Raw genomic sequence first — 24134 nt, forward strand, 5'->3', positions numbered from 1 at the left:
CTCTGGCGGCGCTGACCCACGTCGGTGACTGCCAGATCGCTTGCCGAGATGCGAATTTCTCCGCAATCCGCGCAAAAGCCTGTTTTGCCTGGGCAATCCCTGCGCGAACGGCTCCCCCACCTACCCGCAAATCCGCTACGATGATTCCCTACAGCCTTACCGCTCAAAGGGAATTGACATGCCTCATCCTTCACTGCCGGCCGCAGAACACGTGGTGCTCGACAACGGCCTGCACGTGCGCCTGCATCATGAGCCGCGTCTCAAGCGTGCCGCCGCCTTCATGCGCGTCGCTGCAGGCAGCCATGACGTACCCGCCGCCTGGCCGGGCCTGGCACATTTCCTTGAACACCTGTTCTTTCTCGGCACCGAACGCCACAGTGGCGACCACGGCCTGATGGCCTTCGTGCAGAACCACGGCGGGCAGATCAACGCCAGCACGCGCGAGCGCTGCACCGACTATTTCTTCGAGGTGCCGGTGAGCGCCTTCGCCGGCGCGCTGGAGCGCCTGTGCGACATGCTCGGCCATCCGCGCATGACCCAGGCCGAGCAACTGCGCGAGCGCGAAGTGCTGCATGCCGAGTTCGTCGCCTGGTCGCGCGACCCCGAGGCACGCCACCAGCAATGGCTGACCAGTGCGCTGGACGCCGAGCATCCGTTGCGCGCGTTCCACGCCGGCAACCGCTACAGCCTGCCGGTGCCGCGCGACTCGTTCCAGCAGAACCTGCGCAGCTTCTACCGGCGCTTCTACCAGACCGGGCAGATGACCTTGTGCCTGGTGGGCCCGCAACCGCTGGAACAGCTGCGCGCCATGGCGGAAAAAGTGGCGGGTGCACTGCGCCCCGGCGATACCGCCGAACAGATCGCCCCGCCGCCGCTGGTAGGCACGCCGGGAGAGGCGGTCGAGCGTGCGGATACCAGCCGTTTCAACCTGCTGTTCGCCTGCGAAAACCTGCCCCGTGGTGCCACCCAGGCGCTGGAGTTCCTCGGCACCTGGCTGGGCGCCAGTCAGCACGGCGGGTTGCTGGCCGAGCTGCGCCGTCGGCAACTGGTGCAAAGCCTGGAGCTGAGCACCTTCTACAGCTTCGCCGACCAGGCATTGATCAATATCGAATTCAAGCTCACCCCGGCGGGCGAAACGGCCACGGCGCTGATCAGCCAGCTGTGCTTCGACTGGCTGGAGTTCTTCCAGGCCCACGACGACTGGCAGGGCCTGCGTGAAGAATTCCGCCTGCTCAACGAGCGCCGGCTGCAGGTTGCCAGTGCGTTGGAGCTGGCCCGCCACCACAGTGACGAAACCCCGTGCGAGTTGAGCCGACAAGCCGTGCAGGCGCTGCGCGAGGTGCTTGAGCAACTGCGCCCGGAACACCTGCTGCACCCGATGGAAGCCGGTCCGGAGCGCGACCTCGCCGGCCGCTGGCGGCTGCCGCCACGCAACCGCTTTCTGCGTCCGAGCCGACGCCCGGATCACCCCGTGGCCGACCCACAAGGCCTGGCGTACTGGCACGGCGCTTCGGCGCACAGCCACGAAGCGGCGCTGCACCTGCGCTGGCGGGTCAATGCCTCGCGCCACCAGGGGTTGTTCCGCACCCTGCAGGACAGCTTGCGCAAACTCACCGAAGAAGCCCGCCAGGCCGGTGTGCAAATGGTCTTCAGCAGCCTGGGCGACGACTGGCAGCTCAAGCTCAGTGGTGTGCAGGCGCCGATTCCGGCGCTGCTCGAACAGGCCCTGGAGCTGCTCGCCATCCCCGCTCCGGAGGTCTGGCATCAGGCCGGGCAGGAACCGCCGAGCGCAACCCTGACCCCCATCAAGGAACTGCTCAAGCGCCTGCCCGACCACAGCCTGGGTTATTTCCACAGCCGTACCTCCGATGAAGACCTGCGTCCCCTGGCGCTGCAGAAGCTGTGGGGCGCGGCGCGCTGGGATGGCCTGGCGGTCGGCATGGACGACGGCGAACGCAGTGCGCTGAACAATGCGTTGCGCAAGATGCCCGGCACGGCCAGCCCGCATCTTGCGCAACCGCACCCGGCCCATTCGGGGCGCAGCTGGAGCCACGTGCCGTGTCAATCGAGCGAACATGCATTGCTGCTGTTTTGCCCGGTACCCAGCCAGAGCATTGCCGACGAAGCGGCCTGGCGCCTGCTCGCGCAGCTGTGCCAGACGCCGTTCTACCAGCGCCTGCGGGGCGAGCTGCAACTGGGCTACGCCGTGTTCAGTGGCCTGCGCCAGGTGGCGGGGCGCACGGGCCTGGTGTTCGGCGTTCAGTCGCCTCATGCACCGCTGGCCGATATTCTCGGCCATGTGCAGACCTTCATCGAAACCCTGCCGACGCTGGTCGAGGCCTGCAAGCCTGCGGCGTTGGAAACCCAGCGCGAAGAACTGGCCAATCGTCACGAGCGCTCGCAAATGGACCTGCTGCCCCTGGCCGATCTGCTCTGGCAGGCTTGCCAGGCCGGCCATGGCGCCGACTATCTGGCTGCCCTGCAGCGGGCGGTGCGCGAGCTGCGCCCGAGCGATCTGCAACAGGCGGCGCAGCAACTGGCCAGCGGCACCGGTGGCTGGCTGTGCCTGGCCACAGGCCCTGCGGTGGAGCCTGCGTGGCTGCCGGCGCAGCGATCGTTACCAGGCAGGTAACGGACTTTATCGAATAATTAACCGTAGCCGCCTATCTTATTTAGTAACATAGTCGCACAAGGAGCATTGAACGTCCTACGGTCGGGGCGGACTAATGCTACAAGCCCATCAACCTAGAAGGAGATCTCTTATGTGGACCAAACCTGCTTACACTGATCTGCGCATCGGCTTCGAAGTCACCATGTACTTCGCAAGCCGCTAAGCTTCAGTTGCAACGCAACGCCTCGGCCAGTCACTGACCGGGGCGTTTTCATTTCCAGGCTTGATGCTGCGAGTTCTCCATGTATATCCAGATTCTTGGCTCCGCCGCCGGCGGCGGCTTTCCCCAGTGGAACTGCAATTGCGCCAATTGCAGCGGCTTTCGCGATGGCAGCCTGCGCGCCCATGCGCGCACGCAGTCGTCCATTGCCCTGTCCGACGATGGGGTCAACTGGGTGCTGTGCAATGCCTCGCCGGACATTCGCGCACAACTGCAAGGTTTTGCGCCGATGCAGCCTGGCCGGGCCCTGCGCGATACCGGTATCCAGGCCATCGTGCTGCTCGACAGCCAGATCGACCACACCACCGGGCTGCTCAGCCTGCGCGAAGGCTGCCCGCATCAAGTCTGGTGTACCGACATGGTGCATCAGGACCTGAGCACCGGCTTTCCGTTGTTCAACATGCTCAGCCACTGGAATGGCGGGCTGGACTGGCAGCGCATCGAGCTTGAAGGCAGCTTCGTGATTCCGGCGTGCCCGCACCTGCGTTTCACTCCGCTGCCGCTGCGCAGTGCCGCTCCGCCCTACTCGCCCCACCGCTTCGACCCCCATCCAGGCGACAACCTGGGCTTGATCGTGGAAGACACGCGTACCGGTGGCACGCTGTTCTATGCGCCGGGCCTGGGCCAGGTCGACGACGCGTTGCTCGAACGCATGGCCGGCGCGGATTGTCTGTTGGTAGACGGCACCCTGTGGGACGACGATGAAATGCAGCGACGTGGCGTTGGCACCCGGACCGGACGTGAGATGGGTCACCTGGCGCAGAGCGGCCCCGGCGGCATGCTGGAAGTGCTGGAAGGCCTGCCGCGCCAGCGCAAGGTGCTGATCCACATCAACAACACCAACCCGATCCTGGACGAAGACTCGCCACAGCGCGCCGAACTGGCCAAGCGCGGTGTCGAAGTGGCGTTCGATGGGATGAGCATCGAGTTGTAGTGGCGCCCCATTCCCCAGGAGAACCGCAATGTCCGACACCCCCATGACCCCCGCCGAATTCGAGCAGGCCTTGCGTGCCAAGGGTGCGTATTACCACATCCACCACCCCTATCATGTGGCCATGTACGAAGGCCGCGCCAGCCGCGAGCAGATCCAGGGCTGGGTGGCCAACCGTTTCTACTATCAGGTCAACATCCCGCTCAAGGACGCAGCCATCCTGGCCAACTGCCCGGACCGCGAGATCCGTCGCGAGTGGATCCAGCGCCTGCTCGACCACGACGGTGCCCCCGGCGAAGACGGCGGCATCGAAGCCTGGCTGCGCCTGGGCCAGGCCGTGGGCCTGGATCCCGACCAATTGCGTTCTCAGGAACTGGTGTTGCCCGGCGTACGTTTTGCGGTAGACGCCTACGTCAATTTCGCCCGCCGGGCCAACTGGCAGGAAGCGGCGAGCAGTTCGCTGACCGAGCTGTTCGCGCCGCAGATCCATCAGTCGCGCCTCGACAGCTGGCCAGCCCACTACCCATGGATCGACCCGGCCGGCTACGAATACTTCCGCACGCGCCTGGGCCAGGCCCGGCGCGACGTGGAACACGGTCTGCACATCACCCTGCAGCACTACACGACGGTCGAAGGCCAGCAGCGTATGCTGGAAATCCTGCAGTTCAAGCTCGACATCCTGTGGAGCATGCTCGACGCCATGAGCATGGCCTACGAGCTGAATCGTCCGCCCTATCACAGCGTTACCGACCAGCGTGTCTGGCACAAGGGGATCGCCCTATGAGCTTCGATCGTCTACAAACCCCGCGCTGGCGCCAGGGCTACCGGTTCCAGTACGAGCCGGCGCAGAAAGGCCACGTGCTGCTGTACCCCGAGGGCATGATCAAGCTCAACGAAAGTGCCAGTGCCATCGGTGGCCTGATCGACGGCCAGCGCAGCGTGGCCGCGATCATCGCCGAGCTCGACGCGCAGTTCCCCGGTGTGCCCGAGTTGGCCATCGATATCGAGCAATTCATGGAGGTGGCCCGTGCACAGCACTGGATCGAACTTGCCCAGCCTGCCACCCACGCCTGAAGTCGGACTGCCGCTGTGGCTGCTGGCGGAACTGACCTACCGCTGCCCACTGCAATGCCCGTACTGTTCCAACCCCCTGGACTTCGCCGCTCAGGGCAAGGAACTGAGCACCGAGCAGTGGTTCAAGGTGATGGCCGAAGCCCGCGAAATGGGCGCCGCGCAGATCGGTTTCTCCGGTGGCGAGCCACTGGTGCGCCAGGATCTCGCGCAGCTGATCGGCGAAGCCCGGCGCCTGGGTTTCTACACCAACCTGATCACCTCAGGCATCGGCCTGACCGAACAGAAGATCGCCGATTTCAAGATCGCCGGCCTGGATCATATCCAGATCAGCTTTCAGGCCAGCGACGAGCAGGTCAACAACCTGCTGGCCGGCTCGAAAAAAGCCTTCGCGCAGAAGCTGGAAATGGCCCGAGCGGTGAAGGCCCACGGCTATCCGATGGTACTGAATTTCGTGACCCACCGGCACAACATCGACAAGATCGACCGCATCATCGAGCTGTGCGTGGCGCTCGAGGCTGACTTCGTCGAACTCGCCACGTGCCAGTTCTACGGCTGGGCCGAGCTCAACCGTGCCGGCCTGTTGCCCACCCGCGAACAACTGGTGCGTGCCGAGCGCATCACCAACGAATACCGCGCCAAGCTGGAAGCGGCCGGCAGCGCCTGCAAGCTGATTTTCGTCACGCCCGACTACTATGAAGAACGCCCCAAGGGCTGCATGAACGGCTGGGGCAGCATTTTCCTCACCGTAACGCCCGATGGCACCGCGCTGCCGTGCCACGGCGCGCGTCAGCTGCCGGTGGAGTTTCCCAACGTGCGCGATCACAGCCTGCAACACATCTGGTACGACTCTTTTGGCTTCAATCGCTTCCGCGGCTATGCCTGGATGCCCGAGCCATGCCGCTCGTGCGACGAGAAAGAGAAGGACTTCGGTGGCTGTCGCTGCCAGGCTTTCATGCTGACCGGCGATGCTGCCAATGCCGATCCGGTGTGCAGCAAGTCGCCCCACCATGGCGTAATCCTGCGGGCTCGTGAAGAAGCGGAACACGCTACCCAGACGATCGAACAATTGGCCTTTCGCAATGACCGAAACTCACGCCTCATCGCCAAAGCATGACCGCTTCAGCGCCTCCCAGGCCGTAGCTGCCGGGACCGATTTCGCCGAACTTCGGGTCGGCCCTGCTGGCGTGTTCTGGAACGAGTTCCGTCCCCAGGATGGCGTCTGCCGCCTGTGGACCGAGCAGGACGGTGTGGCGGTTTGCCTGACGCCCGACGGTTACAGCGCGCGCAGCCGGGTCTACGAATACGGCGGTGGGTCGTTCTGCCTGGCGAACGACGAACTGGTGTTCGTCAACGAGGCCGACCAGCAGCTCTACCGTCAGCCGGTGACCGGCGGCCTGCCGCAACCGTTGAGCTTCGGCCAGAAGCGCTACGGGGGGCTGGAATATGCCGCAGGCCAGGTGCTGGCGGTGGAGGAAGACGGCGACATTCATCGCCTGGTGGCCATCGACCTGGCCAGCGAGCGTCACCGCGTGCTGGCCGAAGGCGCCGACTTCTACGCCTCGCCGGTATTGAGCCCGGACGGCACCCGTCTGGCCTGGATCGAGTGGGACCGCCCGCACCAGCCCTGGACCCAGACGCGGCTGATGTGCAGCGAACTGGCGGCCGTGGCCGAATGCGTGGCCAGCGGTTTCAGCTTGCAGCAGCCGCGCTTCGACGAGCAGGGGCGATTGTATTGCCTGTCCGATGCGAACGGCTTCTGGCAGCCGTGGGCAGAGGTCGACGCCAACTGGGCGCCACTGCCCGCGGCGCTTGCCGATCATGCCGCGGCGCCTTGGCAACTGGGTGCCTGCACCTGGCTCCCGGCTGCCGACCAGGGCTATCTGGCGAGTTGGTTCGACGACGGTTTCGGCCGCCTGGGCCTGTGCGATGGGCAGGGCGATTGCCTGGATTACAGCGGCGAGTTCACGCGGTTTCGCGCGTTGGCCATGGATGCCGACCACCTCTACGCCATCGCCGGTTCACCTCTGCAGCCTTCGGCAGTGATTGCCGTCGACCGGCATGATCACAGCCTGCGCATCCTGGCGGGCGGGTATTCGCCGCTGCCGGCCGAGCAGGTCAGCCTGCCGCAGCCGCTGAGCTACCCCAGCGGCGGTGAGCAGGCTCACGGCTTCTTCTATGCCGCGCAGGGTGACGAGCGCCATCCGCCACTGGTGGTATTCATCCACGGCGGGCCGACGTCGGCGTGCTACCCGGTCTTCGACCCGCGCATCCAATACTGGACCCAGCGCGGTTTCGCCGTGGCCGACCTCAACTATCGCGGCAGCAGCAACTACGGTCGCACCTATCGCGATGCCCTGCATCTGCGCTGGGGCGTAACCGACGTGCAGGACGCCTGCGCCGTGGTCGACTACCTGGCCACGCAAGGCCGCATCGATGCGCAACGGGCGTTCGTGCGCGGTGGCAGCGCGGGCGGCTATACGGTGCTGTGCGCACTGGCGTTCGCCAAGGTGTTCCGGGCCGGCGCCAGCCTGTACGGCGTGAGCGATCCGGCCGCGTTGGGGCGCGTCACCCACAAGTTCGAAAACGACTACCTGGACTGGCTGATCGGCGACCCGGACAGCGACCGACAACGCTACGAAGAGCGCACTCCGCTGCTGCACGCCGATCGAATCACAGCCCCGGTGATTTTCTTTCAGGGAGAGTTGGATGTAGTGGTGGTGCCGCAGCAGACTCGTGACATGGTCGCCGCGTTGCAGGCGGGAGGTGTGCCGGTGCAAGCGCACTACTATGACGAGGAACGGCACGGCTTTCGCAATGCAGCCAACCTGGCCCATGCTCTGGAGCATGAATGGCGCTTCTACCTGAAGGTCATGCAGGAGGACGACCGCGGGCTATCCGATCTGCTTTGAACGGGTACCGGTGCGGTCGTCAGGCAGACGAACGCACCGGCAGCGGCATTACCTTCTGCTGGCGATGATGTACACCGCGTGGATGATGCCGGGAATGTAGCCCAGCAGGGTCAGCAGGATGTTCAGCCAGAACGCGCCGGCGAATCCGACTTGCATGAACACGCCGACTGGCGGCAGAAGAATGGCGAAAATGATGCGAATGATGTCCATGATGCAGCTCCTTGAGGTCGATGCATAACAGACCTCGGGCAATCCTCGGCGTTCCGCACGCGGCTGTATCACCCAAGCCCTAGAGCTGGGCGTCGAGACCATCGAGCAGCCGCTTCAATGCACCCTGGTTGGCTCGCATCACGTCCAGCCCAGCCTGCCCGCTGCGCACCGCTTCGCGAGGCAGCTCCAGCCACCGCCGCAGCGCCGTTGCCAAGCCTTGCGCGTCGTCGACTTCGACCAGCGCCCCGGCCTCGCGCAGCATCGCGCCTATTTCGAGAAAGTTGAACATGTGCGGCCCGCTCAACACCGGCTTGGCCAGGGCTGCCGGTTCCAGCGGATTATGCCCACCGTTCTCCACCAGGCTGCCGCCAACGAAGGCAACGTCTGCCAGTGCATAGAGGAACAGCAGCTCGCCCATGGTATCGCCCAGCAACACCTGGGTAGTCGCCGTAACCGCTTGCTCGAGCGAACGCTGCACCGTACTGAACCCTTGCGCCTGGCACAGCCCGTGGACCGAAGCGAAACGCTCCTGGTGCCGCGGAACCAGAATCAGCAAGGCATCGGCATGGCTGGCCAGCAGTTGCCGGTGGGCGGCCAATATCACCGCATCCTCACCTTCGTGGGTGCTGGCAGCGATCCACACCGGACGGTCTTGTGCCTGCCACTGCTCGCGCAACCGGGCTGCGCGCACGGGCACGGCCGGGTCGACGCTGAGGTCGAACTTGATCGAGCCCGTCACCTGCACGCATTCCGGACGTGCGCCCAAGTCCAGGAAGCGTTGCGCCTCGGTTGCAGTCTGCACCGCCAGCAAGCTCATCTCGGCCAGCATCGGCGCGGTCAGGCCTTTGAAGCGGGCATAGCCTTTGGCCGAACGCGCGGAAAGCCGACCATTGGCCAACGCCACCGGGATGCCGCGGCGGGCGCACTGGTGAATATGATTGGGCCACAGTTCGGTTTCCATGATCACTGCCAGGCGCGGCCGCACGTGGTCGAGAAAGCGGCCGGACGCCCAGGGCAGATCGTACGGCAGGTAGCAGTGCTGGATGCGTGGCTCGCCGGCGAACAGTGCCTGGATGCGCTCCGACCCGGTCGGGGTCATGCAGGTGACGGTGATCGGCAGCTCGGGGTGGCGCAGCAGCAACTGGCGGATCATCGGCGCTGCGGCAATGCTCTCGCCCACCGACACCGCGTGCACCCAGATGCCGCCCGGCTGCATCGCCGGCAGCCGGTAGGCGAAACGCTCGCCGAGGCGCTGCCCGTAGGCCGGTGCCTTGCGCGCGCGCAGCCATAGACGCACGGCCAGCAACGGCAGCCCCAGGTGAAACAGCAAGGTGTAGAGAGTTCTGTTCATGGCGGCGAAGTTTACTCAGGTCGCCGTGCTTGACCAAGCACCGGCAGACACCGCACGAACCGATTGACCGCTGACGGTTCGAAAGGGACCCACCCCCAGCGCTCGCGCATCACCTAGAATGCCTGCATCGAAAAGGAGCTCCACCATGAACGCCTATGTTTTTCTTGCCATCGCCATCTGCGCCGAAGTGATCGCCACCGTGTCCATGAAGGCAGTCAAGGGCCTGAGCACGCCACTGCCGCTGATCCTGGTGGTGGTCGGCTATGGCATCGCCTTCTGGATGCTGACCCTGGTAGTGCGCACCGTGCCGGTGGGCATCGCCTACGCCATCTGGGCCGGCATGGGCATCGTGCTGGTCAGCGTCGCCGCGCTGTTCATCTACGGGCAGAAGCTCGACCTGCCGGCCATGCTCGGCATGGCGTTGATCGTGCTGGGCGTGGTGGTGATCCAGCTGTTCTCGAAAACCACCGGGCACTGAGGCTGTATACTCCCCCGCCTGTCCAAGCCTGCGAGGTCTGCAATGCCGTCTGAACTGTCCACTGATATCGTCATCGTCGGCGCCGGTGTCGCCGGGCTCTGGCTCAACGCGCGGCTGCGCGCCCTGGGCTATTCGACGGTGCTGGTGGAGAACGCGCGCCTGGGCGGCGGGCAGACGTTCAAGGCCCAGGGGATCATTCACGGCGGCGCTAAATACGCCCTGCACGGCGCGCTGACCGGGGCGTCCGAAGCGATTGCCGACATGCCGCGGCGCTGGCGTGAAGCGCTGGCCGGTGAGGGCGAACTCGATCTTTCCGGTGTGCGGCTGCTGTCTGAGGCGCACTATCTGTGGTCGCCGGGCACCCTCGCGGGCAACCTCACCAGCTTCTTCGCCAGCAAGGCCGTGCGCGGTCGGGTCGATCAGGTCAAGGGCGAGCAGTTGCCGCCGGCGTTGCAGGACCGCGCCTTCAAGGGCAAGGTCTACCGCCTGGCCGAACTGGTGGTCGACGTGCCCAGCCTGGTCGCGCGGCTGGCCGAGCTGGCGGGTGAAGGGCTGCTGGCCGGCGAGCGCATCGAGCCTTTGTATGACCAGGGCCGCCTGGCGGGCCTGATCGTCGATGGCCGGGTGATTCGTGCCCAGCGCGTGGTGCTCAGTGCCGGCGAAGGCATCCAGGCGCTGTTGACCGCGCTGGGCGTCGAACAACCCACCATGCAGCGTCGGCCACTGCACATGGTGCTGGCCAAGGGCGCCAACCTGAAACCGTTGTATGCCCACTGCCTGGGCGGTGGGCCGAAGCCGCGCATCACCGTCACCACCCATCCGGGGGCCGATGGTCAATGGGTCTGGTACCTGGGGGGGGAGATCGCCGAGGCCGACGGCGTGGCCCGCGAACCGGCGCAGCAGATCGCCGCCGCGCAGAAGGAAATTGCCCAGTTGTTGCCGTGGGTCGACCAAAGCCAGATGCGCTGGGCCACGTTGCGGGTCAATCGCGCCGAGCCTGCGCAGTCAGGGCTGGTGCGCCCGGACAACGCCTTCCTGGCCGATCAACCCGGTTTGCTGGTGGGCTGGCCGACCAAGCTGGCGCTGGCGCCCGACTTCGCCGACCGGGTCATCGGCGCTTTGCAGCGCGACGGCATTTCGCCCCTCGCGCATGCGCCTCTGCCCGAACTGCCCAAGCCGGCCCTGGCCACACCTGTCTGGGATGAACTGCTGCCATGAGCCTGCCGACCCTGCACGATCTGCACCGCCCGCTGGGCGACACCGGCCTGCGGGTCTCCCCCCTGGGCCTGGGCACGGTGAAGCTGGGCCGCGACCAAGGGGTGAAATACCCCAGCGGCTTCACCATTCCCGACGACAGTGCGGCGCGCATGTTGCTCGACCAGGCGCGCCAGCTGGGCATCAACCTGATCGACACCGCGCCGGCCTATGGCATCAGCGAAGAGCGATTGGGCCCGTTGCTGCGTGGCCAGCGTCAGGAGTGGGTCATCGTCAGCAAGGTGGGAGAAGAGTTCGAGGCCGGCCAGTCACGCTTCGATTTCAGTGCCGAGCACACGCGGTTCTCGGTGGAGCGCAGCCTGAAACGCCTGGAAACAGACTTCATCGATCTGTTGCTGGTGCATTCGGACGGCAACGATCTGGAGATTCTCGAGGGCAGTGAGGTGTACCAGACGTTGGCGGCGCTGAAAGCCGAAGGCAAGATTCGTGGCTTCGGCTTTTCCGGCAAGACCGTTCAGGGCGGGCTGAAAGCCTTGGAAACCGGGGACTGCGCCATGGTCACCTACAACCTGAGCGAGCAGTCCGAGCGCCCGGTGCTCGACTACGCAGCTGCCCACGGCAAGGCCATCCTGGTGAAAAAGGCCTTGGCCAGCGGCCATGCCTGCCTGGCACCGGGGGTCGATCCGGTACGCGCCAGCTTCGAGCTGCTGTTCGCCCACCCTGGGGTCGCCAGTGCTATTGTCGGAACGATAAATCCGCTGCACCTGTCCCACAACGTAGCGACAGCCGCTGCCGTGCTACTCAGGAATTGACGCCGCCGACGCGGCCGACCCCGACGCAAGAAGGAGCCGTAATGCCGCGTACCCTGACACGAAAGAACCCTGGCAATTTCAAGACCCTGCCCCTTGCCGTCGAAGCCACGCCCGAAGCCCTGAGTTACGAAGCCGTGGGCATGCCGTTGAATTTCGCTCAGACTCTGGAACGGCGCAAACCGGTCGAGGTGAGTGACAGCGAACGCTTTCGCGTGGAGTTGGCCAACCTCGGCGTGTCGGTCCGGCTGACCTTGAACTGGCGTGGCCGCGACTATTGGGTGCTGGTGCGTCAACGCCGCGAAGACCGCGGCGATGTGGTGCTCAAGCTGATCTCCGGCTATGTGCCGGCCCATGAGGTGAATCTGCCGCTGCACACGGCCATTCAGGAAATCGCCGAGGAGTGTCTGCTGGAGACTTCGGAAGGCTGGCTGGGCGGGCGTTTCAACGACACCTGGCTGCCGACGCCGTATGACCAGGTGCTGCGCTATCACGAGCCCCTGCCCTTTCGCTTGAGCACCCGTTCCGGCGCGGCGCGCCCAGTGCGCTGTGGCAGCCTGAACCTGATCGAGCGGCCGCGAGCATACGTGCATGTGCCGACGGCTTCATTGCAGCTGGTCTACGACCTGCGTCTGGAGGTACCGCCCCAGGCCAAGGAGCTGAGTCTGTTCCATGTGGAGGAACGCCTGGAAAAAGGTGAGCTGATCACCCGCCTGAGCCGGAGCAGGCCCGACCTGTACCTGATCCCGCTGAAGGACGGTCAACCGGTCGCCGAGCTGTACACCCTGAAGAAGGACAAGCTGCACGCCGCAGGCACACGGGGCGTTTACCTGGCCGAGAGTTTCGCTGCGCAAGAAGGTTGGTTGGTCCGCGACGAACGCGTGCGCTGGCGCGACTGGGTGGCGGAAAAAGGCCTGGCCATCCCGAAGAAGCCGCGTACCAGCCTGCAAAAATTCAAGGTCAAGGCGCGGGTATTGGTGCGCAAGGTGCGCAGCGGCTTGCACAAGTAATCCCATTGCCCCTACCGAATACCGTCATGCGGTGTGCCTGGAAAACCGCGGTGCGGCCGGACGCGGCTTGCGCCGCTGCTACAGGGGGGGCGGTGGACGCAGTCTCTGTAGCAGCGGCGCGAGCCGCGTCGCCGGTGGACGCGGTCCCTGTAGCAGCGGCGCAAGCCGCGTCGGCGGTAGACGCGGTCTCTATAGCAGCGGCGCGAGCCGCGTCGGCGGTAGACGCGGTCTCTGTAGCAGCGGCGCGAGCCGCGTCGGCGATGGACACGGTCTCTGTAGCAGCGGCGCAAGCCGCGTCGGCGGTGGACGCGGTCCCTGTAGCAGCGGCGCAAGCCGCGTCGGCGGTGGACGCGGTCCCTGTAGCAGCGGCGCAAGCCGCGTCGGCGGTGGACGCGGTGCATTTGCGGGAACGTGGTAAAACCTGACGCTTCAACGGCTGCGGATTTTCTCGACGATGGCGGTGGTCGAGCTGTTTTCCACCAGCCCCAGTACCTTTACCGTGCCGCCATAGGCAGCCACGATATCGGCACCCACCACTTGCTCCATCGAATAATCCCCCCCCTTCACCAGCACATCCGGGCGTACATGGGTCAGCAGGTTTTCCGGCGTACCTTCGGCAAAGCTGATCACCCAGTCCACCGCCCCCAGCCCGGCCAACACCGCCATGCGCCGGTCGACGCTGTTGATCGGCCGACCCGGCCCTTTCAGACGGCTTACCGAAGCGTCATCGTTGACCGCCACGATCAGCCGGTCACCCTGAGCGCGGGCCTGCTCCAGATACGTCACGTGGCCCGCATGGAGGATATCGAAGCAGCCATTGGTGAACACGATGCGCTCGTTGTGCGCCCGCGCATCGTCGATCGCCAGCAGCAACTGCTCGAGGCTCAACACGCCGCGTTCCGAACCTTCCTCGCGCTGGATGGCACGGCGCAGTTCAGGTGCGCTGATCGCCGCCGTACCCAGCTTGCCGACCACGATGCCCGCCGCCAGATTGGCCAGGGCCACCGCATGGGGCAACTCTTCGCCTGCGGCGATGGCCGCTGCCAGGGTGGAGATTACGGTATCGCCGGCACCAGTCACGTCGAACACTTCACGGGCCCGCGCGGGTAAGTGCAGGGCCGGATGATCAGGGCGCAACAGGGTCATGCCGTGCTCGCCACGGGTCACCAGCAGTGCGCCCAGATCCAGCTCGCTCATCAGCGCGGCGCCCTTGGCCACCAGTTCTGCCTCATCGGCGCAACCGCCGACGATGGTTTCGAATTCGCTGAGGTTGGGCGTGATCAGGCTGGCGCCTCGATAGATCGAGAAATCCTTGCCCTTGGGGTCGGCCAGCACGGGAATGTTGCGCGCGCGCGCCGCCTGAATCAGCGCCTGATGGTTTTTCAGCGCGCCCTTGCCATAGTCCGACAGCACCAGCACCTTGACGCCTTCGAGCAACGCTTCGACTTCGTTGCCCAGCGCTACCGGGTCAGTGGCAAACGCTTCTTCGAAGTCGATGCGCAACAGTTGTTGATGGCGGCTCATGACCCGCAGCTTGACGATGGTCGGCTGGTGGGCAATGCGCTGGAACACCGCTGTGACGCCGGCAGCCTTCAAGCTGTTGCCCAGGCTGTCGGCGGCCTCGTCGGTACCGGTCACACCCACCAGGGAAGCCGGCGCACCCAGTGCGGCGATGTTCAACGCAACGTTGGCGGCACCACCAGGCCGATCCTCGATCTGTTCGACCTTGACCACCGGCACCGGTGCTTCCGGGGAGATGCGCGAAGTACCGCCATGCCAGTAACGGTCGAGCATGACATCGCCGACCACCAATACAGGGGCCGACTCGAATCGCGGCATGGATAACTTCATGGGCAACCCACATACAAAATGAACAGGGCGGCGATATTAACACGCAAGCACCCGATAGGCCCCCACCCCACCTCGGGAGCAGTGATCCCCGTAGGAGCGGCCAGTGGCCGCGAATGGGACGCCGCGTATCACCTGACACACCGCGCCGTCTGATTCGCGGCCGATGACCGCTCCTGCAAGTGAGCAGTGATCCCCGTAGGAGCGGCCAGTGGCCGCGAAGGGAACGCCGCGTATCACCTGACACACCGAGCCGTCCGATTCGCGGCCGATGACCGCTCCTGCAAGGGGACCGCAATACCGCGCAATAGCGCAATGCCATAGGGAAATCGCAGTCCTGCAGGGCTCAGGTGATGTCGGTTTTCGCAGGTTCGTCCAGGCCCATGGCGTGTAACCTGGCGTAATAGCCGTTCTGCGCCAGCAACTGCGCGTGCGTGCCGCGCTCGACGATGCGGCCCTGGTCCATCACCAGAATCTGGTCGGCCTTTTCGATGGTCGACAGTCGGTGAGCGATCACCAAGGTGGTCCGCCCTTTCATCACATGGTCCAGCGCAGCCTGGATATGCCGCTCCGATTCGGTATCCAGCGCCGAGGTCGCTTCATCCAGTATCAGCACAGGGGCATTCTTGAGCAACGCCCGGGCAATCGCCAGGCGTTGGCGCTGGCCACCGGACAACAGCACGCCGTTCTCGCCCACCTGCGTGTCGAAACCCTCGGGCAGACGGTCGATGAATTCCTTGGCATAGGCATCGGCCGCCGCCGCCACCACATCTTCGCGCGGCGCACCGGCCAGGTCACCGTAGGCAATGTTGTTGGCCACACTGTCGTTGAACAGTGTCACGCTCTGGGTCACCAGCGCGATGTGCCGGCGCAGGTTGCGCAGTTGGTAGTCGGCAATCTCCACGCCATCGAGCAACACTTCGCCTTGATTGTGGTGATAGAAGCGCGGGATCAACCCGGCCAGGGTCGACTTGCCACTGCCCGAACGCCCCACCAGCGCAATCATCTGCCCCGGCTTGGCGGTGAAGTTGATGTCACTGAGCACTTGGCGATCGGTGCCGGGGTAAGTGAAGTTCAGGTTGCGCACTTCCAGCGAACCGCCAACGCGCTCGCGCTCCACTGTGCCGGTGTCCAGCTCAGGGGGAACGTCCAGCTGCTCGAAGATGCTTTCGGCACCGGCCACGCCCTTCTGCACCGTGGAGCTGACTTCCGACAGCTGGCGGATCGGCTTGGGCAGCAAACCGGCTGCGGTGATGTAGGCCACCAGATCACCGGCCGTGGCATCGCCACGCATGTACAGCACCAGGAACATCAGCACGGCCATGGCGGTGTAGATCACCAGCTGCAACATCGGCGTGTAGATCGCGCCGGTCTTGGTCATGCGCAGTTGCTTGTCGGTGTTGCCCTGGCTGGCTTTGGCAAAGCGGTTCTGCTCGTAGCCTTCACCGCCGAAGCTGCGCACCACCCGATAGCCCTGGATGGTCTCGGATGCCACGTGGGTCACATCGCCCATGGCAACCTGAATCTTCTTGCTCTGCTTGCGGAATTTCTTGCTGGTGCTGCCGACCATGACGGCGATCAGCGGCAGAATGGCCAGCATGACCAGGGTCAGTTGCCAGTTCATCCAGATCAGGTAGATGAACAGGAACACCACCGTCAAGCCTTCGCGGATCACCACCTTGATGGCATCGGTCGCTGCGCCGGTCACCATGGTCACGTTGAAGGTGATGCGCGAAATCAGGTGGCCGGAGTTGTGCGTGTCGAAGTAGCGGTTGGGCAGTACCAGCAGCTTGTTGAACAGCTCCACGCGCAGGTCGTGGACCAGGCCCAGCGATACCTTGGCCAGGAAGTAGTTGCCCAGGTAGGAGCCCAGGCCCTGCCAGGCGGCGATCAGCACGATCAGTATGGGTACCGCCTGCAGCAGTTGCAGGTCGCGCAGGTAGGGCACATTGGGGAACAGTACCGCTTCGGGATTGCTCAGGCCGTCGACGAAATACTTGAGGATGCCGGCCAGCATGGGCTGGGTCGAGGCGAAGATCACGAAACCTATGATACTGATCAGGAACATGCCCACGTAGGGGCGAACGTAGCTGAGCAGTCGCAAATAGATTTTCAGGCTTGAATCCTGTTCCGCTGGGCGCGGTGAATCACTCATCGTCTAACTCACTGTTGGCGTAGAACGGGAATTTTATCACAGGGGGCGGATCGGGGATCGCGGTGCTGCAGCCAGACCGAGTCGCGCCCTTCGCGGGCAGAGCAATCCCCCGTAGGAGCGGTCCGTGGCCGCGAAAGCCGCGCCGCGGTTCGGCCTGACACACCGCAGCGCCTGTTTCGCGGGCAGAGCCCGCTCCCACAAGTACCGCGCAATCCCCCGTAGGAGCGGTCCGTGGCCGCGAAAGCCGCGCCGCAGTTCGGCCTGGCGGTAGAACATGCTGGCGCTTTTGGGCATCATGCCACCCGCCCTCTTCAATCAAGGCCTTATCACGATGCAATGCACCCGCCTTCCTCTGGCCGCTTTTGACACGCTGATCACCGGCGCCAAGGTGTTGGAAGCCGACAGCCATGGCGCGAAAGTGTACCTGCTCGCAGACGGCAAGATCCTGAAACTTTTCCGCCGCAAACGGCTGTTTTCCTCAGCCCTGCTGCGCCCGTATTCGGCGCGTTTCATCGCCAACGCCCAACGCCTGCAGCAACTGGGCGTGCCGACCTTGAAGGTGCTGCAGCACTATCGTCTGGACAAGCCTGGCATGACCGCCGTGCTGTACGAGCCCCTGCCAGGCAGGAACCTGCGTCAGTTGATGGACACCGCCGACTTCACCTGGCAACACAGCCTGGAGCCGCTGATCGCCATGATTCGCCGGTTGCATCGCTCTGGGGTGTATTTCCGCTCGTTGCACTTGGGCAATGTGATCGTCACGCCCGAAGGAGAGCTGGGCCTGATCGACATGGCCGACATGAGCTTCACCCGCGGGCCTTTGTCGAAGCGCCTGATCAAGCGCAACCTCGAGCATTTCTCCCGGTATCTGGAGCGTGAACAGTTGACCGCCTGCTTCCCCTTGGCCGAGCTCAACAAAGCCCTGCTCAAGTAGCACCATGGCCCGTCCCCTGTAGGAGCGGCCAGTGGCCGCGAAGGGCGCACCGCGGTTCGGCCTGACACACCGCAGCGCCTGTTTCGCGGGCAGAGCCCGCTCCCACAGGACTTGCGCGCACCCCTTTGTGGGAGTGGGCTCTGCCCGCGAAGGGCGCGACGCCGTAGCTAGGACAAGGCCAACCGCAGGCGTTGCCACACCGTCAACGGCGGATGCGGGCGCAGCGGCGGCTGCATGGCCTGCACGATACGCTCACCGATCCGGTCGAAACCGTATTCCCCCAGCACCAGCGCCTGCCCCGCCGCGGCGATGCGCTCGGCCAGTGCCGGCTCGCGGCGCAGCTGCGCCAGCTTGGCCTGCAAGCTCGCCACGCTGTCGTAAAGCACCACCGTGTGCATGTCCACGAACCCCAGCGCGCGGTTTTCCGCCTCGCCCTGGTCGAAGGTGAACAGCACACACCCGCACGCCATGGCTTCGAAATTCTTGATCATGTACTCGCCCATGCCCACATCGGCACTGACGAAAAAACGGATGCGGTTCAGCGTATCGCCATACTCCTGGCCGCTGTTGGTCCGCGTCACCAGCAACGGCTCCACCTGGCCGATCGCATCGAGCATCTGCTTGCGACCACTGTAGGCCACGCTCTTGGTGCTGCCCACGAAGGCCAGCTCGATGTCGCGCTCGCGGGTCTGCGGGGTCAGCAGGGCCTGGTCATAGCCCTTGGGCACGAAATGCGCATCGAAGCCCTCGGCGCGCAAGCGTTCGCTGACCATGAACCCCGAACTGATCACCCGCACCCACGGCAGCTGCTGGTAGTGCGCGCTGAACTTGCCGGTGTACTTGCACGCGATGTAGTTCTGGTAGGCGTCATGCTCCAGGATGACCAGATTGGGCACCGAACGAATGAACGCCACCTGGCGAATCTCCTGCTTGAAGCGCAGGAAAAACAGAATGCGGTCGTACCGGGCAACGTCCACTTCGCGCTTGAAATACCCTTTCAGATCGCGCTGCTGCGCGCCGTCCAACCAGCGCAGATCGCACTCGCAATGCGCGGCGATGCCTTCATAGAGACGATCGAGAATGGCGCGCTGCTCTTTCTGCACCAGGAACAGTACTTTCATCATTGTGCTAACGGCACCTTATAAGTCTTTGCGCCAGAACAGTTCGTGGCGGCGCACCGCCTTGCGGAAAAATTCGTTTTCACCCGTCGCCGGCCAACGTCGACCGGCCAGCAACCACTGCAGCCAACGCCGCACGCGACGCTTGAACGGCGCCGGCGGTTGCAGGTCGTGCATCATGCCCAGCGCCATGGCCTTGTCCATCTGCACCGCCGCACCCACCGGCAGGCTGCACGGCAGCAGCCGTTCACGGGCATCGAAAAACGGTGGCAGGGCCACGCCTTCGCCAGCACGGCCCATAGGCCAACGGTCGTTGTCATGCAAATGGTTGGCATAGCCCAGCAGGTAGCGTGGCTGGTGCGCCACCCCTTGCAACGCCTGCAGCACCGCTGCCTGCGCGCAGATGTGGTCCGGATGCGGGTCGATGCTCGCGTGGGGCATCACCAGCACATCCGGCTGCGCCCGTTGCAGCAGCTCGCGCAGGTCGGCGAGCAGATTGTTCCAGGTCGGCGCGCCATCGGCATCGGCCGGCAGGGCGAAGGGATTGAGTTGGCGGAACGGACGGATGTCAGTCATGTCCGCCTCGCGCGAGCCACACGGCTGCTCGGGTGCCGCCTGCATCGCTGGCAGTTGCAGGCAGAAATACCCCAACTGCACGCACTGCTCGGCCGGCACCCCGGCCCAGCGCGGTACGGCCAGGCTGTCCCAGGCCCGCAGGCGCCCCTTCAAGCGAGCGGCGTCGGCCGGCGCCAGGCCCATCGCCTGATAGTGCTCGGCTTCGATCTCGCCTGCCGTCAAGGTCACGATCCAACTGCTCGCCGCGCGGCTGTAAAAACCATAGGCCGCCAGCTCGGCATCGTCGGCATGGGGCGCAATGACCATGACCGTGTGCCGGGTGAAATCCGGATGCTGAAAGCGCCACAAGCGCGGCTCACCAACGATGCGGCAGAACCGCCCGCGCAAGCGCAGGCGCCCGTGATTGAGCTCATCGGCAAAGCCACTCAGATTCAGGTAGCGCAGGCCATCGACACCGCGCTCGAACGTCTGCCGGTCGTTCAGCTCGCCCCCGAGCAACTGCACATACGGATCGAACAGACGCCCCAGCCAGGACGCCTTCACATCCAGCGCCAGGATCAAGGTATCCGCCGCCTCGACGCGCTCTGCAACCTGCAGCACCTCGCCGTTCAGGCTGACCTTGGCCAGCTCCGCTTCGCTGTCGAAGCTGTAGGCGTAATCATCGCCCGGCGAATAGAACAGATGGTCGGCAAACCACGCCTCATGGGCCACCCAGGCCAGCAACAACAGGGGCAGCGGCAACCACCAGGCAACCAGCACACCCGCCAGCAGCATCACCACCAGCCCGGCCAGCAGCACGCGACGCTTGTTGCGCCGGTGCCGGGCGAGCAACGCCTGTTTGCGGCTCATGCCTGAAACACCGGAACGGGGTTGCACCAGCGGTCCTTGTACTCGCGGTCGGCGCGGCCGAACGAGAAGCGCAGGGGTTTGTTCACCGCGCGGGCCTGCTCCCAGGCGCTCTGGGTATTGAGAAAACTGAGCACGCTGCCGGGGCTGAACGCGCGGTTCTCCGGATCCACGCCGCCATTGATGTATTCCACGCTGACCCAGTCTGGCGCCTCGACGCGGTACACCAGTTGAATGGCAACGGGCGCATCGCCCAGCAGCAGCACCGAGCCGATCATCAGCTCGCGCAGCAGCTCGATGACCTCGGCCATGCGCTCGGCGCCGGTCGCGGGAAAGCCCCAGCGGCGCTGGAACAGGTCACAGTAGATCGCTGCCAGCTCGGCGCTGGTGAATTCACTGACGGGCTTGGCCACGCCGCCGGCTTCTTCCAGCAGACGCAGTTCGCGGCGCTGGTTGTAGCGAAATTTCTTCGACAGGTCTTCGGGCGTGCGGGCCATGGCCAGGCTCTCGGCCTGCGCCTTCAAGCCGCTGAAACGCCCCTGGTTCAGCTCCGACAGATAACGCCCATGGTGGCGCAGCGGTGCCTGGGCATCAGCAGCCGCCGGCAAAATCAACTCGGCGTTGCCCAGATCGTACAGGCCCTTCTTGCCGGCCTGCTTGAGCACGTCCTTGGACAGCGCCAGGTAGCGCCCCCAGGTGGGTATCACTGCGACCAGTTTGCCCGCCTGCTCCCACCCCAGGTAGCGCACCGGAATGCCGGCCAGCGCAGCCAACCGCTCGACCACCAGCGGGTGCGTCGCCACACTGCCGCCGAACTGCGTCCAGGCCTGGGCATAGGTGGCCGCGTCCACAGTTTGCCAGCCCCGTTCGCGCACGCTCTGCAATCGGTTGAGCATCATGTGGCCGCCGTCAGTGCGGTGACCATCGGCAGTTGCCAGAAAGCCTTGCGCACCGCGCGGTCGCAGAAGCGCGTCTCGAGGCGTTCGGCCATGTGCGCTTCGCACTGCGCGCGCTGGTAGCGATCCATCCCGGCCATGTGTTCCAGGCCCTGTGCCAGGCGCTCGGCGTCACCCAGCGGAAACAGGATACCGACGCCCTCGACGATCTCCGGTGCGCCACCGCAGGCCGTGGCCAGCAGCGGCACATTGGCCGCCATCGCTTCAAGCAGGACCATGCCGAACGGCTCATGGTCGGAGCTCAGGGCGAACACGTCGAACGCCTTGAAATACAGCCGCGCCTGGGCCACCTGGCCAAGAAACCGCACCCGCTCGGCAATGCCCAGCTCAACGGCCAGGTCCTTGAGATTCTGTTCCAGGCGCCCAGAACCGATGATCACCAGCAGCGCTTCCTGAGGCAGTTTTGCCCAGGCCAAAGCAAAGCCGCGCAGCAAGGTGGCCTGGTCCTTATCCGGGTGCAGGCGACCGACGTTGCCGACGATCCAGGCATCGGGCGCCAACCCCAACGCCTGGCGGGCTTCGGCCGCAGGCAGCAAGTTTTTCTGCAAGGTAAAGGTGTTCAAACGGTTGTACAGAGTGGCGATGCGCTCGGGCGCCCAACCGGGCAGGCAGCGGCGCATGTCGTCGCGCACCGCATCGGACACACCCAGCAGGCTCAAGCGTTTGCGGAACAACTGCGCAAACACCCGGCGCGAACGACGCTGATAGTCGCCGAATGCATGGTGCACGCCGATCACCGGCAGCGAAGTGCCGAGCAGGGCAACATAGATAGGCTTGAACCGGTGCGCGATGCAGAAGGCGAATGTGCGCGCAGCGGTGATCTTGCGCAGCTCGCGAATGGCACCCAGCTTCAAGCCACGGATATCCTTGGAACTGAACTCCATGAACAGCACTTCGTCGCTCTCGCAGCCAGCGGCCACCTGAGCATCGGCCGCGCCGGTCAGGAACACGGTGGTCACCCGGTAGCCACGGCCCACGAACAGGCTGGCGTACTGACGGGCACAGTCGAGGAACGGCCCGTCATAGCCGTGGCAGAACTGCAGCACATGACGCTCAGTCGAGCGCGTCATAGGCTTGAGCACCCTCTTTGACCACCAGAATGTCTTCCATGACCAGGTACTCGAGGTCCGAGCCGTAGAACATGTTCAACGCATCGGTGGGCGAGCAGATCATCGGCTCGCCACGGCGGTTGAGCGAGGTGTTCAGCGACACGCCGTTGCCGGTCAGCTCTTCGAGGGCTTTCATCATGTCGTAGTAGCGCGGGTTGTATTCGCGCTTGAGCACCTGGGCGCGCGAGGTGCCGTCTTCGTGGACCACTTCCGGCACGCGGGTTTTCCATTCCTCGGCCACCTCGAAGGTGAACGTCATGAACGGCGCCGGATGGTCGATCTTGATCATCTGCGGCGCGACGGTGTCGAGCATCGATGGGCAGAAAGGCCTCCAGCGCTCGCGGAACTTGATCTGGTGGTTGATGCGGTCGGCCACGCCCGGCACGCTCGGGCAACCGATGATCGAACGACCACCCAGCGCCCGCGGACCGAACTCCATGCGCCCCTGGAACCAGGCCACAGGGTTGCCGTCGACCATGATCTGCGCGATCTGCTTGGGCATGTTACCCAGCATGCGCCCCTTGGGCTTGTTCGGATGACGCGCGCAGGCAGCGATCACGTCTTCGTTGGTGTAGGACGGGCCGAGGTATACGTGTTCCATTTTCTCCACGGGCACGCCGCGGGCATGGGAGACGTATGCCGCCGCCCCGACCGCCGTACCGGCGTCGCCGGAAGCAGGCTGCACGAACAGCTCCTTCACGTCCGGGCGGGCGATGATCTTCTGGTTCAGCTTGACGTTCAGCGCGCAGCCACCGGCGAAGGCCAGTTTGCCGGTCTGCTTGAGCACGTCGCCCAGGTAGTGGTCGATCATCTGCAGGGCGAGTTTTTCGAACAACGCCTGCATGCTGGCCGCGTAGTGGATGTACGGCTCGTCGGCGATGTCGCCTTCGCGCTTGGGGCCCAACCATTCGATCAGCTTGGGCGAGAAGTAGAAACCCTTGCCCTTCTCTTTATAGCGGCGCAGGCCGATGACGTTGGCGTAGTCGGTGTTGATCACCAGCTCGCCGTTCTCGAACGAAGCCAGGCGCGAAAAATCGTACTTGCTGGCGTCGCCATAGGGCGCCATGCCCATGACCTTGAACTCGCCGTCGAGCATTTCGAAACCGAGGAATTCGGTGATCGCACCGTACAGGCCGCCCAGCGAATCGGGGTCGAAGAACTCCTTGATCTTGTGGATCTTGCCGTTCTCGCCGTAGCCGAAAAACGTGGTGGCGTACTCGCCCTTGCCGTCGATGCCAAGGATCGCGGTTTTTTCCTGAAAACCCGAGCAGTGGTAGGCACTGGAGGCATGCGCCAGGTGGTGCTCGACCGGTTCGATCTTGATTTTCTTCGCGTCGAAGCCCAGCTGCTCGAGGCAGAAAACGATCTTGTTGCGGTAGCGCTTGTAGCGGCGGTTGCCCATCAGCAATGCGTCGAGGGCGCGGTCCGGGGCGTACCAGTAGCGCTTGGCGTAGTGCCAACGCGCCTTGCCGAACAGGCTGATGGGGGCGAACGGAATGGCCACCACGTCAACGTCCGACGGCTTGATGCCGGCTTGCTCCAGGCAGAACTTGGCCGATTCGTAGGGCATGCGGTTCTTTGCATGTTTGTCGCGCACGAAGCGCTCTTCTTCGGCGGCGGCAACCAGCTTGCCGTCGATGTACAGCGCCGCGGAAGGGTCATGGCTAAGGGCGCCGGACAGGCCAAGAATCGTCAATGCCAAGGGTCTAGCCTC

21 protein-coding genes are annotated in these 24134 nt (G+C 64.6%); 12 read left to right on the forward strand and 9 right to left on the reverse strand.

Translation table 11 applies throughout. The annotated features are described in order from the left end of the window. The first annotated feature begins 178 nt into the window (after positions 1-178). The 7 genes from pqqF (at position 179) to ONG87_RS19315 (ending at position 7805) form a co-directional block, all read left to right on the forward strand. A complete protein-coding gene (gene pqqF / locus ONG87_RS19285) occupies positions 179-2632 on the forward strand; it encodes a pyrroloquinoline quinone biosynthesis protein PqqF (RefSeq protein WP_264381861.1) in 2454 nt (817 codons plus the stop codon). A gap of 130 nt (positions 2633-2762) precedes the next feature. Continuing rightward, positions 2763-2834, forward strand: a complete 72-nt coding sequence (gene pqqA, locus ONG87_RS19290; protein WP_008365141.1) for a pyrroloquinoline quinone precursor peptide PqqA — start codon at positions 2763-2765, stop codon at positions 2832-2834. A gap of 79 nt (positions 2835-2913) precedes the next feature. After that, complete coding sequence (gene pqqB, locus ONG87_RS19295; protein WP_192176410.1) at positions 2914-3825, forward strand: pyrroloquinoline quinone biosynthesis protein PqqB; 912 nt, start codon at positions 2914-2916, stop codon at positions 3823-3825. A gap of 28 nt (positions 3826-3853) precedes the next feature. Then, on the forward strand, positions 3854-4606 hold the full coding sequence (gene pqqC / locus ONG87_RS19300) for a pyrroloquinoline-quinone synthase PqqC (protein WP_122714902.1): 753 nt from the start codon (positions 3854-3856) through the stop codon (positions 4604-4606). Beyond that, complete coding sequence (pqqD, locus tag ONG87_RS19305) at positions 4603-4896, forward strand: pyrroloquinoline quinone biosynthesis peptide chaperone PqqD (RefSeq protein ID WP_122477086.1); 294 nt, start codon at positions 4603-4605, stop codon at positions 4894-4896. The genes pqqC and pqqD overlap by 4 nt, the downstream gene beginning before the upstream one ends. After that, entirely contained in the window at positions 4850-6010 is a 1161-nt protein-coding gene (gene pqqE, locus ONG87_RS19310) for a pyrroloquinoline quinone biosynthesis protein PqqE (protein ID WP_122795584.1), read from the forward strand. The genes pqqD and pqqE overlap by 47 nt, the downstream gene beginning before the upstream one ends. Then, positions 5976-7805, forward strand: a complete 1830-nt coding sequence (locus ONG87_RS19315; RefSeq protein WP_122477082.1) for a S9 family peptidase — start codon at positions 5976-5978, stop codon at positions 7803-7805. Before pqqE ends, ONG87_RS19315 begins: the two co-directional genes overlap by 35 nt. A 48-nt stretch (positions 7806-7853) precedes the next feature. On the opposite strand, the gene ONG87_RS19320 is transcribed toward ONG87_RS19315, so the two are convergent. Continuing rightward, positions 7854-8015: a YqaE/Pmp3 family membrane protein gene (locus ONG87_RS19320; RefSeq protein ID WP_122477081.1), complete on the reverse strand. Its 162-nt coding sequence runs from the start codon at positions 8013-8015 to the stop codon at positions 7854-7856. 79 nt (positions 8016-8094) lie between these two features. Continuing rightward, entirely contained in the window at positions 8095-9366 is a 1272-nt protein-coding gene (gene waaA, locus ONG87_RS19325; RefSeq protein ID WP_192138194.1) for a lipid IV(A) 3-deoxy-D-manno-octulosonic acid transferase, read from the reverse strand. A gap of 145 nt (positions 9367-9511) precedes the next feature. Here waaA and ONG87_RS19330 point away from each other — a divergent pair, with 145 nt between their 5' ends. The 4 genes from ONG87_RS19330 to ONG87_RS19345 are packed head-to-tail and all read left to right on the forward strand — an operon-like array spanning position 9512 to position 12878. Continuing rightward, positions 9512-9844, forward strand: coding sequence for a multidrug efflux SMR transporter (locus ONG87_RS19330; protein ID WP_122477078.1), 333 nt, complete (start codon positions 9512-9514; stop codon positions 9842-9844). A 42-nt stretch (positions 9845-9886) separates the two neighbouring features. Then, positions 9887-11062 carry an FAD-binding oxidoreductase gene (locus tag ONG87_RS19335; RefSeq protein ID WP_264381862.1) on the forward strand — a complete coding sequence of 392 codons (1176 nt, stop codon included), beginning with the start codon at positions 9887-9889 and terminating at the stop codon, positions 11060-11062. After that, complete coding sequence (locus ONG87_RS19340; RefSeq protein WP_122477075.1) at positions 11059-11871, forward strand: aldo/keto reductase; 813 nt, start codon at positions 11059-11061, stop codon at positions 11869-11871. The genes ONG87_RS19335 and ONG87_RS19340 overlap by 4 nt, the downstream gene beginning before the upstream one ends. Positions 11872-11912: 41 nt before the next feature. Then, the gene (locus ONG87_RS19345) at positions 11913-12878 is read left to right on the forward strand and encodes a metal ABC transporter ATPase (protein ID WP_122477073.1); all 966 of its coding nucleotides are present in this window, start codon (positions 11913-11915) and stop codon (positions 12876-12878) included. A 429-nt stretch (positions 12879-13307) separates the two neighbouring features. On the opposite strand, the gene hldE is transcribed toward ONG87_RS19345, so the two are convergent. Both hldE and msbA read right to left on the reverse strand, forming a co-directional pair. Further along, entirely contained in the window at positions 13308-14729 is a 1422-nt protein-coding gene (hldE, locus tag ONG87_RS19350) for a bifunctional D-glycero-beta-D-manno-heptose-7-phosphate kinase/D-glycero-beta-D-manno-heptose 1-phosphate adenylyltransferase HldE (RefSeq protein ID WP_122477071.1), read from the reverse strand. 343 nt (positions 14730-15072) lie between these two features. After that, positions 15073-16881 carry a lipid A export permease/ATP-binding protein MsbA gene (gene msbA, locus ONG87_RS19355; protein WP_122477070.1) on the reverse strand — a complete coding sequence of 603 codons (1809 nt, stop codon included), beginning with the start codon at positions 16879-16881 and terminating at the stop codon, positions 15073-15075. Between the two features lie 331 nt (positions 16882-17212). On the opposite strand from msbA, the gene ONG87_RS19360 reads away from it, so the two are divergent. Beyond that, on the forward strand, positions 17213-17815 hold the full coding sequence (locus ONG87_RS19360) for a lipopolysaccharide kinase InaA family protein (protein ID WP_185795362.1): 603 nt from the start codon (positions 17213-17215) through the stop codon (positions 17813-17815). A 167-nt stretch (positions 17816-17982) separates the two neighbouring features. On the opposite strand, the gene ONG87_RS19365 is transcribed toward ONG87_RS19360, so the two are convergent. Genes ONG87_RS19365 through ONG87_RS19385 form a run of 5 tightly spaced genes read right to left on the reverse strand, consistent with a single transcriptional unit; the run spans position 17983 to position 24122 of the window. Then, on the reverse strand, positions 17983-18936 hold the full coding sequence (locus ONG87_RS19365) for a glycosyltransferase (RefSeq protein WP_192138254.1): 954 nt from the start codon (positions 18934-18936) through the stop codon (positions 17983-17985). A gap of 18 nt (positions 18937-18954) precedes the next feature. Then, positions 18955-20358 carry a PIG-L family deacetylase gene (locus ONG87_RS19370; RefSeq protein ID WP_264381863.1) on the reverse strand — a complete coding sequence of 468 codons (1404 nt, stop codon included), beginning with the start codon at positions 20356-20358 and terminating at the stop codon, positions 18955-18957. Next, on the reverse strand, positions 20355-21251 hold the full coding sequence (locus tag ONG87_RS19375) for an antimicrobial resistance protein Mig-14 (protein ID WP_192176438.1): 897 nt from the start codon (positions 21249-21251) through the stop codon (positions 20355-20357). Before ONG87_RS19375 ends, ONG87_RS19370 begins: the two co-directional genes overlap by 4 nt. Further along, positions 21251-22381, reverse strand: coding sequence for a glycosyltransferase (locus ONG87_RS19380; RefSeq protein ID WP_264381864.1), 1131 nt, complete (start codon positions 22379-22381; stop codon positions 21251-21253). The genes ONG87_RS19375 and ONG87_RS19380 overlap by 1 nt, the downstream gene beginning before the upstream one ends. Then, positions 22365-24122 carry a carbamoyltransferase gene (locus ONG87_RS19385; RefSeq protein WP_122477064.1) on the reverse strand — a complete coding sequence of 586 codons (1758 nt, stop codon included), beginning with the start codon at positions 24120-24122 and terminating at the stop codon, positions 22365-22367. Before ONG87_RS19385 ends, ONG87_RS19380 begins: the two co-directional genes overlap by 17 nt. Positions 24123-24134: the final 12 nt, after the last annotated feature.

Source organism: Pseudomonas sp. MM227 (genome assembly GCF_947090715.1).
GTDB classification, from domain to species: Bacteria; Pseudomonadota; Gammaproteobacteria; order Pseudomonadales; family Pseudomonadaceae; genus Aquipseudomonas; species Aquipseudomonas baltica.

Bases quoted from the DNA above. Each gene is read 5' to 3' on its own strand.
- ONG87_RS19380 (WP_264381864.1), bottom strand. From the start codon at position 22,381: ATGACGCGCTCGACTGAGCGTCATGTGCTGCAGTTCTGCCACGGCTAT.
- ONG87_RS19360 (WP_185795362.1), top strand. From the start codon at position 17,213: ATGCAATGCACCCGCCTTCCTCTGGCCGCTTTTGACACGCTGATCACC.
- ONG87_RS19315 (WP_122477082.1), top strand. From the start codon at position 5,976: ATGACCGAAACTCACGCCTCATCGCCAAAGCATGACCGCTTCAGCGCC.
- ONG87_RS19370 (WP_264381863.1), bottom strand. From the start codon at position 20,358: ATGAGCCGCAAACAGGCGTTGCTCGCCCGGCACCGGCGCAACAAGCGT.
- hldE (WP_122477071.1), bottom strand. From the start codon at position 14,729: ATGAAGTTATCCATGCCGCGATTCGAGTCGGCCCCTGTATTGGTGGTC.
- ONG87_RS19330 (WP_122477078.1), top strand. From the start codon at position 9,512: ATGAACGCCTATGTTTTTCTTGCCATCGCCATCTGCGCCGAAGTGATC.
- msbA (WP_122477070.1), bottom strand. From the start codon at position 16,881: ATGAGTGATTCACCGCGCCCAGCGGAACAGGATTCAAGCCTGAAAATC.
- ONG87_RS19365 (WP_192138254.1), bottom strand. From the start codon at position 18,936: ATGAAAGTACTGTTCCTGGTGCAGAAAGAGCAGCGCGCCATTCTCGAT.
- pqqD (WP_122477086.1), top strand. From the start codon at position 4,603: ATGAGCTTCGATCGTCTACAAACCCCGCGCTGGCGCCAGGGCTACCGG.
- ONG87_RS19375 (WP_192176438.1), bottom strand. From the start codon at position 21,251: ATGCTCAACCGATTGCAGAGCGTGCGCGAACGGGGCTGGCAAACTGTG.
- pqqB (WP_192176410.1), top strand. From the start codon at position 2,914: ATGTATATCCAGATTCTTGGCTCCGCCGCCGGCGGCGGCTTTCCCCAG.
- pqqC (WP_122714902.1), top strand. From the start codon at position 3,854: ATGTCCGACACCCCCATGACCCCCGCCGAATTCGAGCAGGCCTTGCGT.
- ONG87_RS19345 (WP_122477073.1), top strand. From the start codon at position 11,913: ATGCCGCGTACCCTGACACGAAAGAACCCTGGCAATTTCAAGACCCTG.
- pqqF (WP_264381861.1), top strand. From the start codon at position 179: ATGCCTCATCCTTCACTGCCGGCCGCAGAACACGTGGTGCTCGACAAC.
- ONG87_RS19335 (WP_264381862.1), top strand. From the start codon at position 9,887: ATGCCGTCTGAACTGTCCACTGATATCGTCATCGTCGGCGCCGGTGTC.
- ONG87_RS19320 (WP_122477081.1), bottom strand. From the start codon at position 8,015: ATGGACATCATTCGCATCATTTTCGCCATTCTTCTGCCGCCAGTCGGC.
- waaA (WP_192138194.1), bottom strand. From the start codon at position 9,366: ATGAACAGAACTCTCTACACCTTGCTGTTTCACCTGGGGCTGCCGTTG.
- ONG87_RS19340 (WP_122477075.1), top strand. From the start codon at position 11,059: ATGAGCCTGCCGACCCTGCACGATCTGCACCGCCCGCTGGGCGACACC.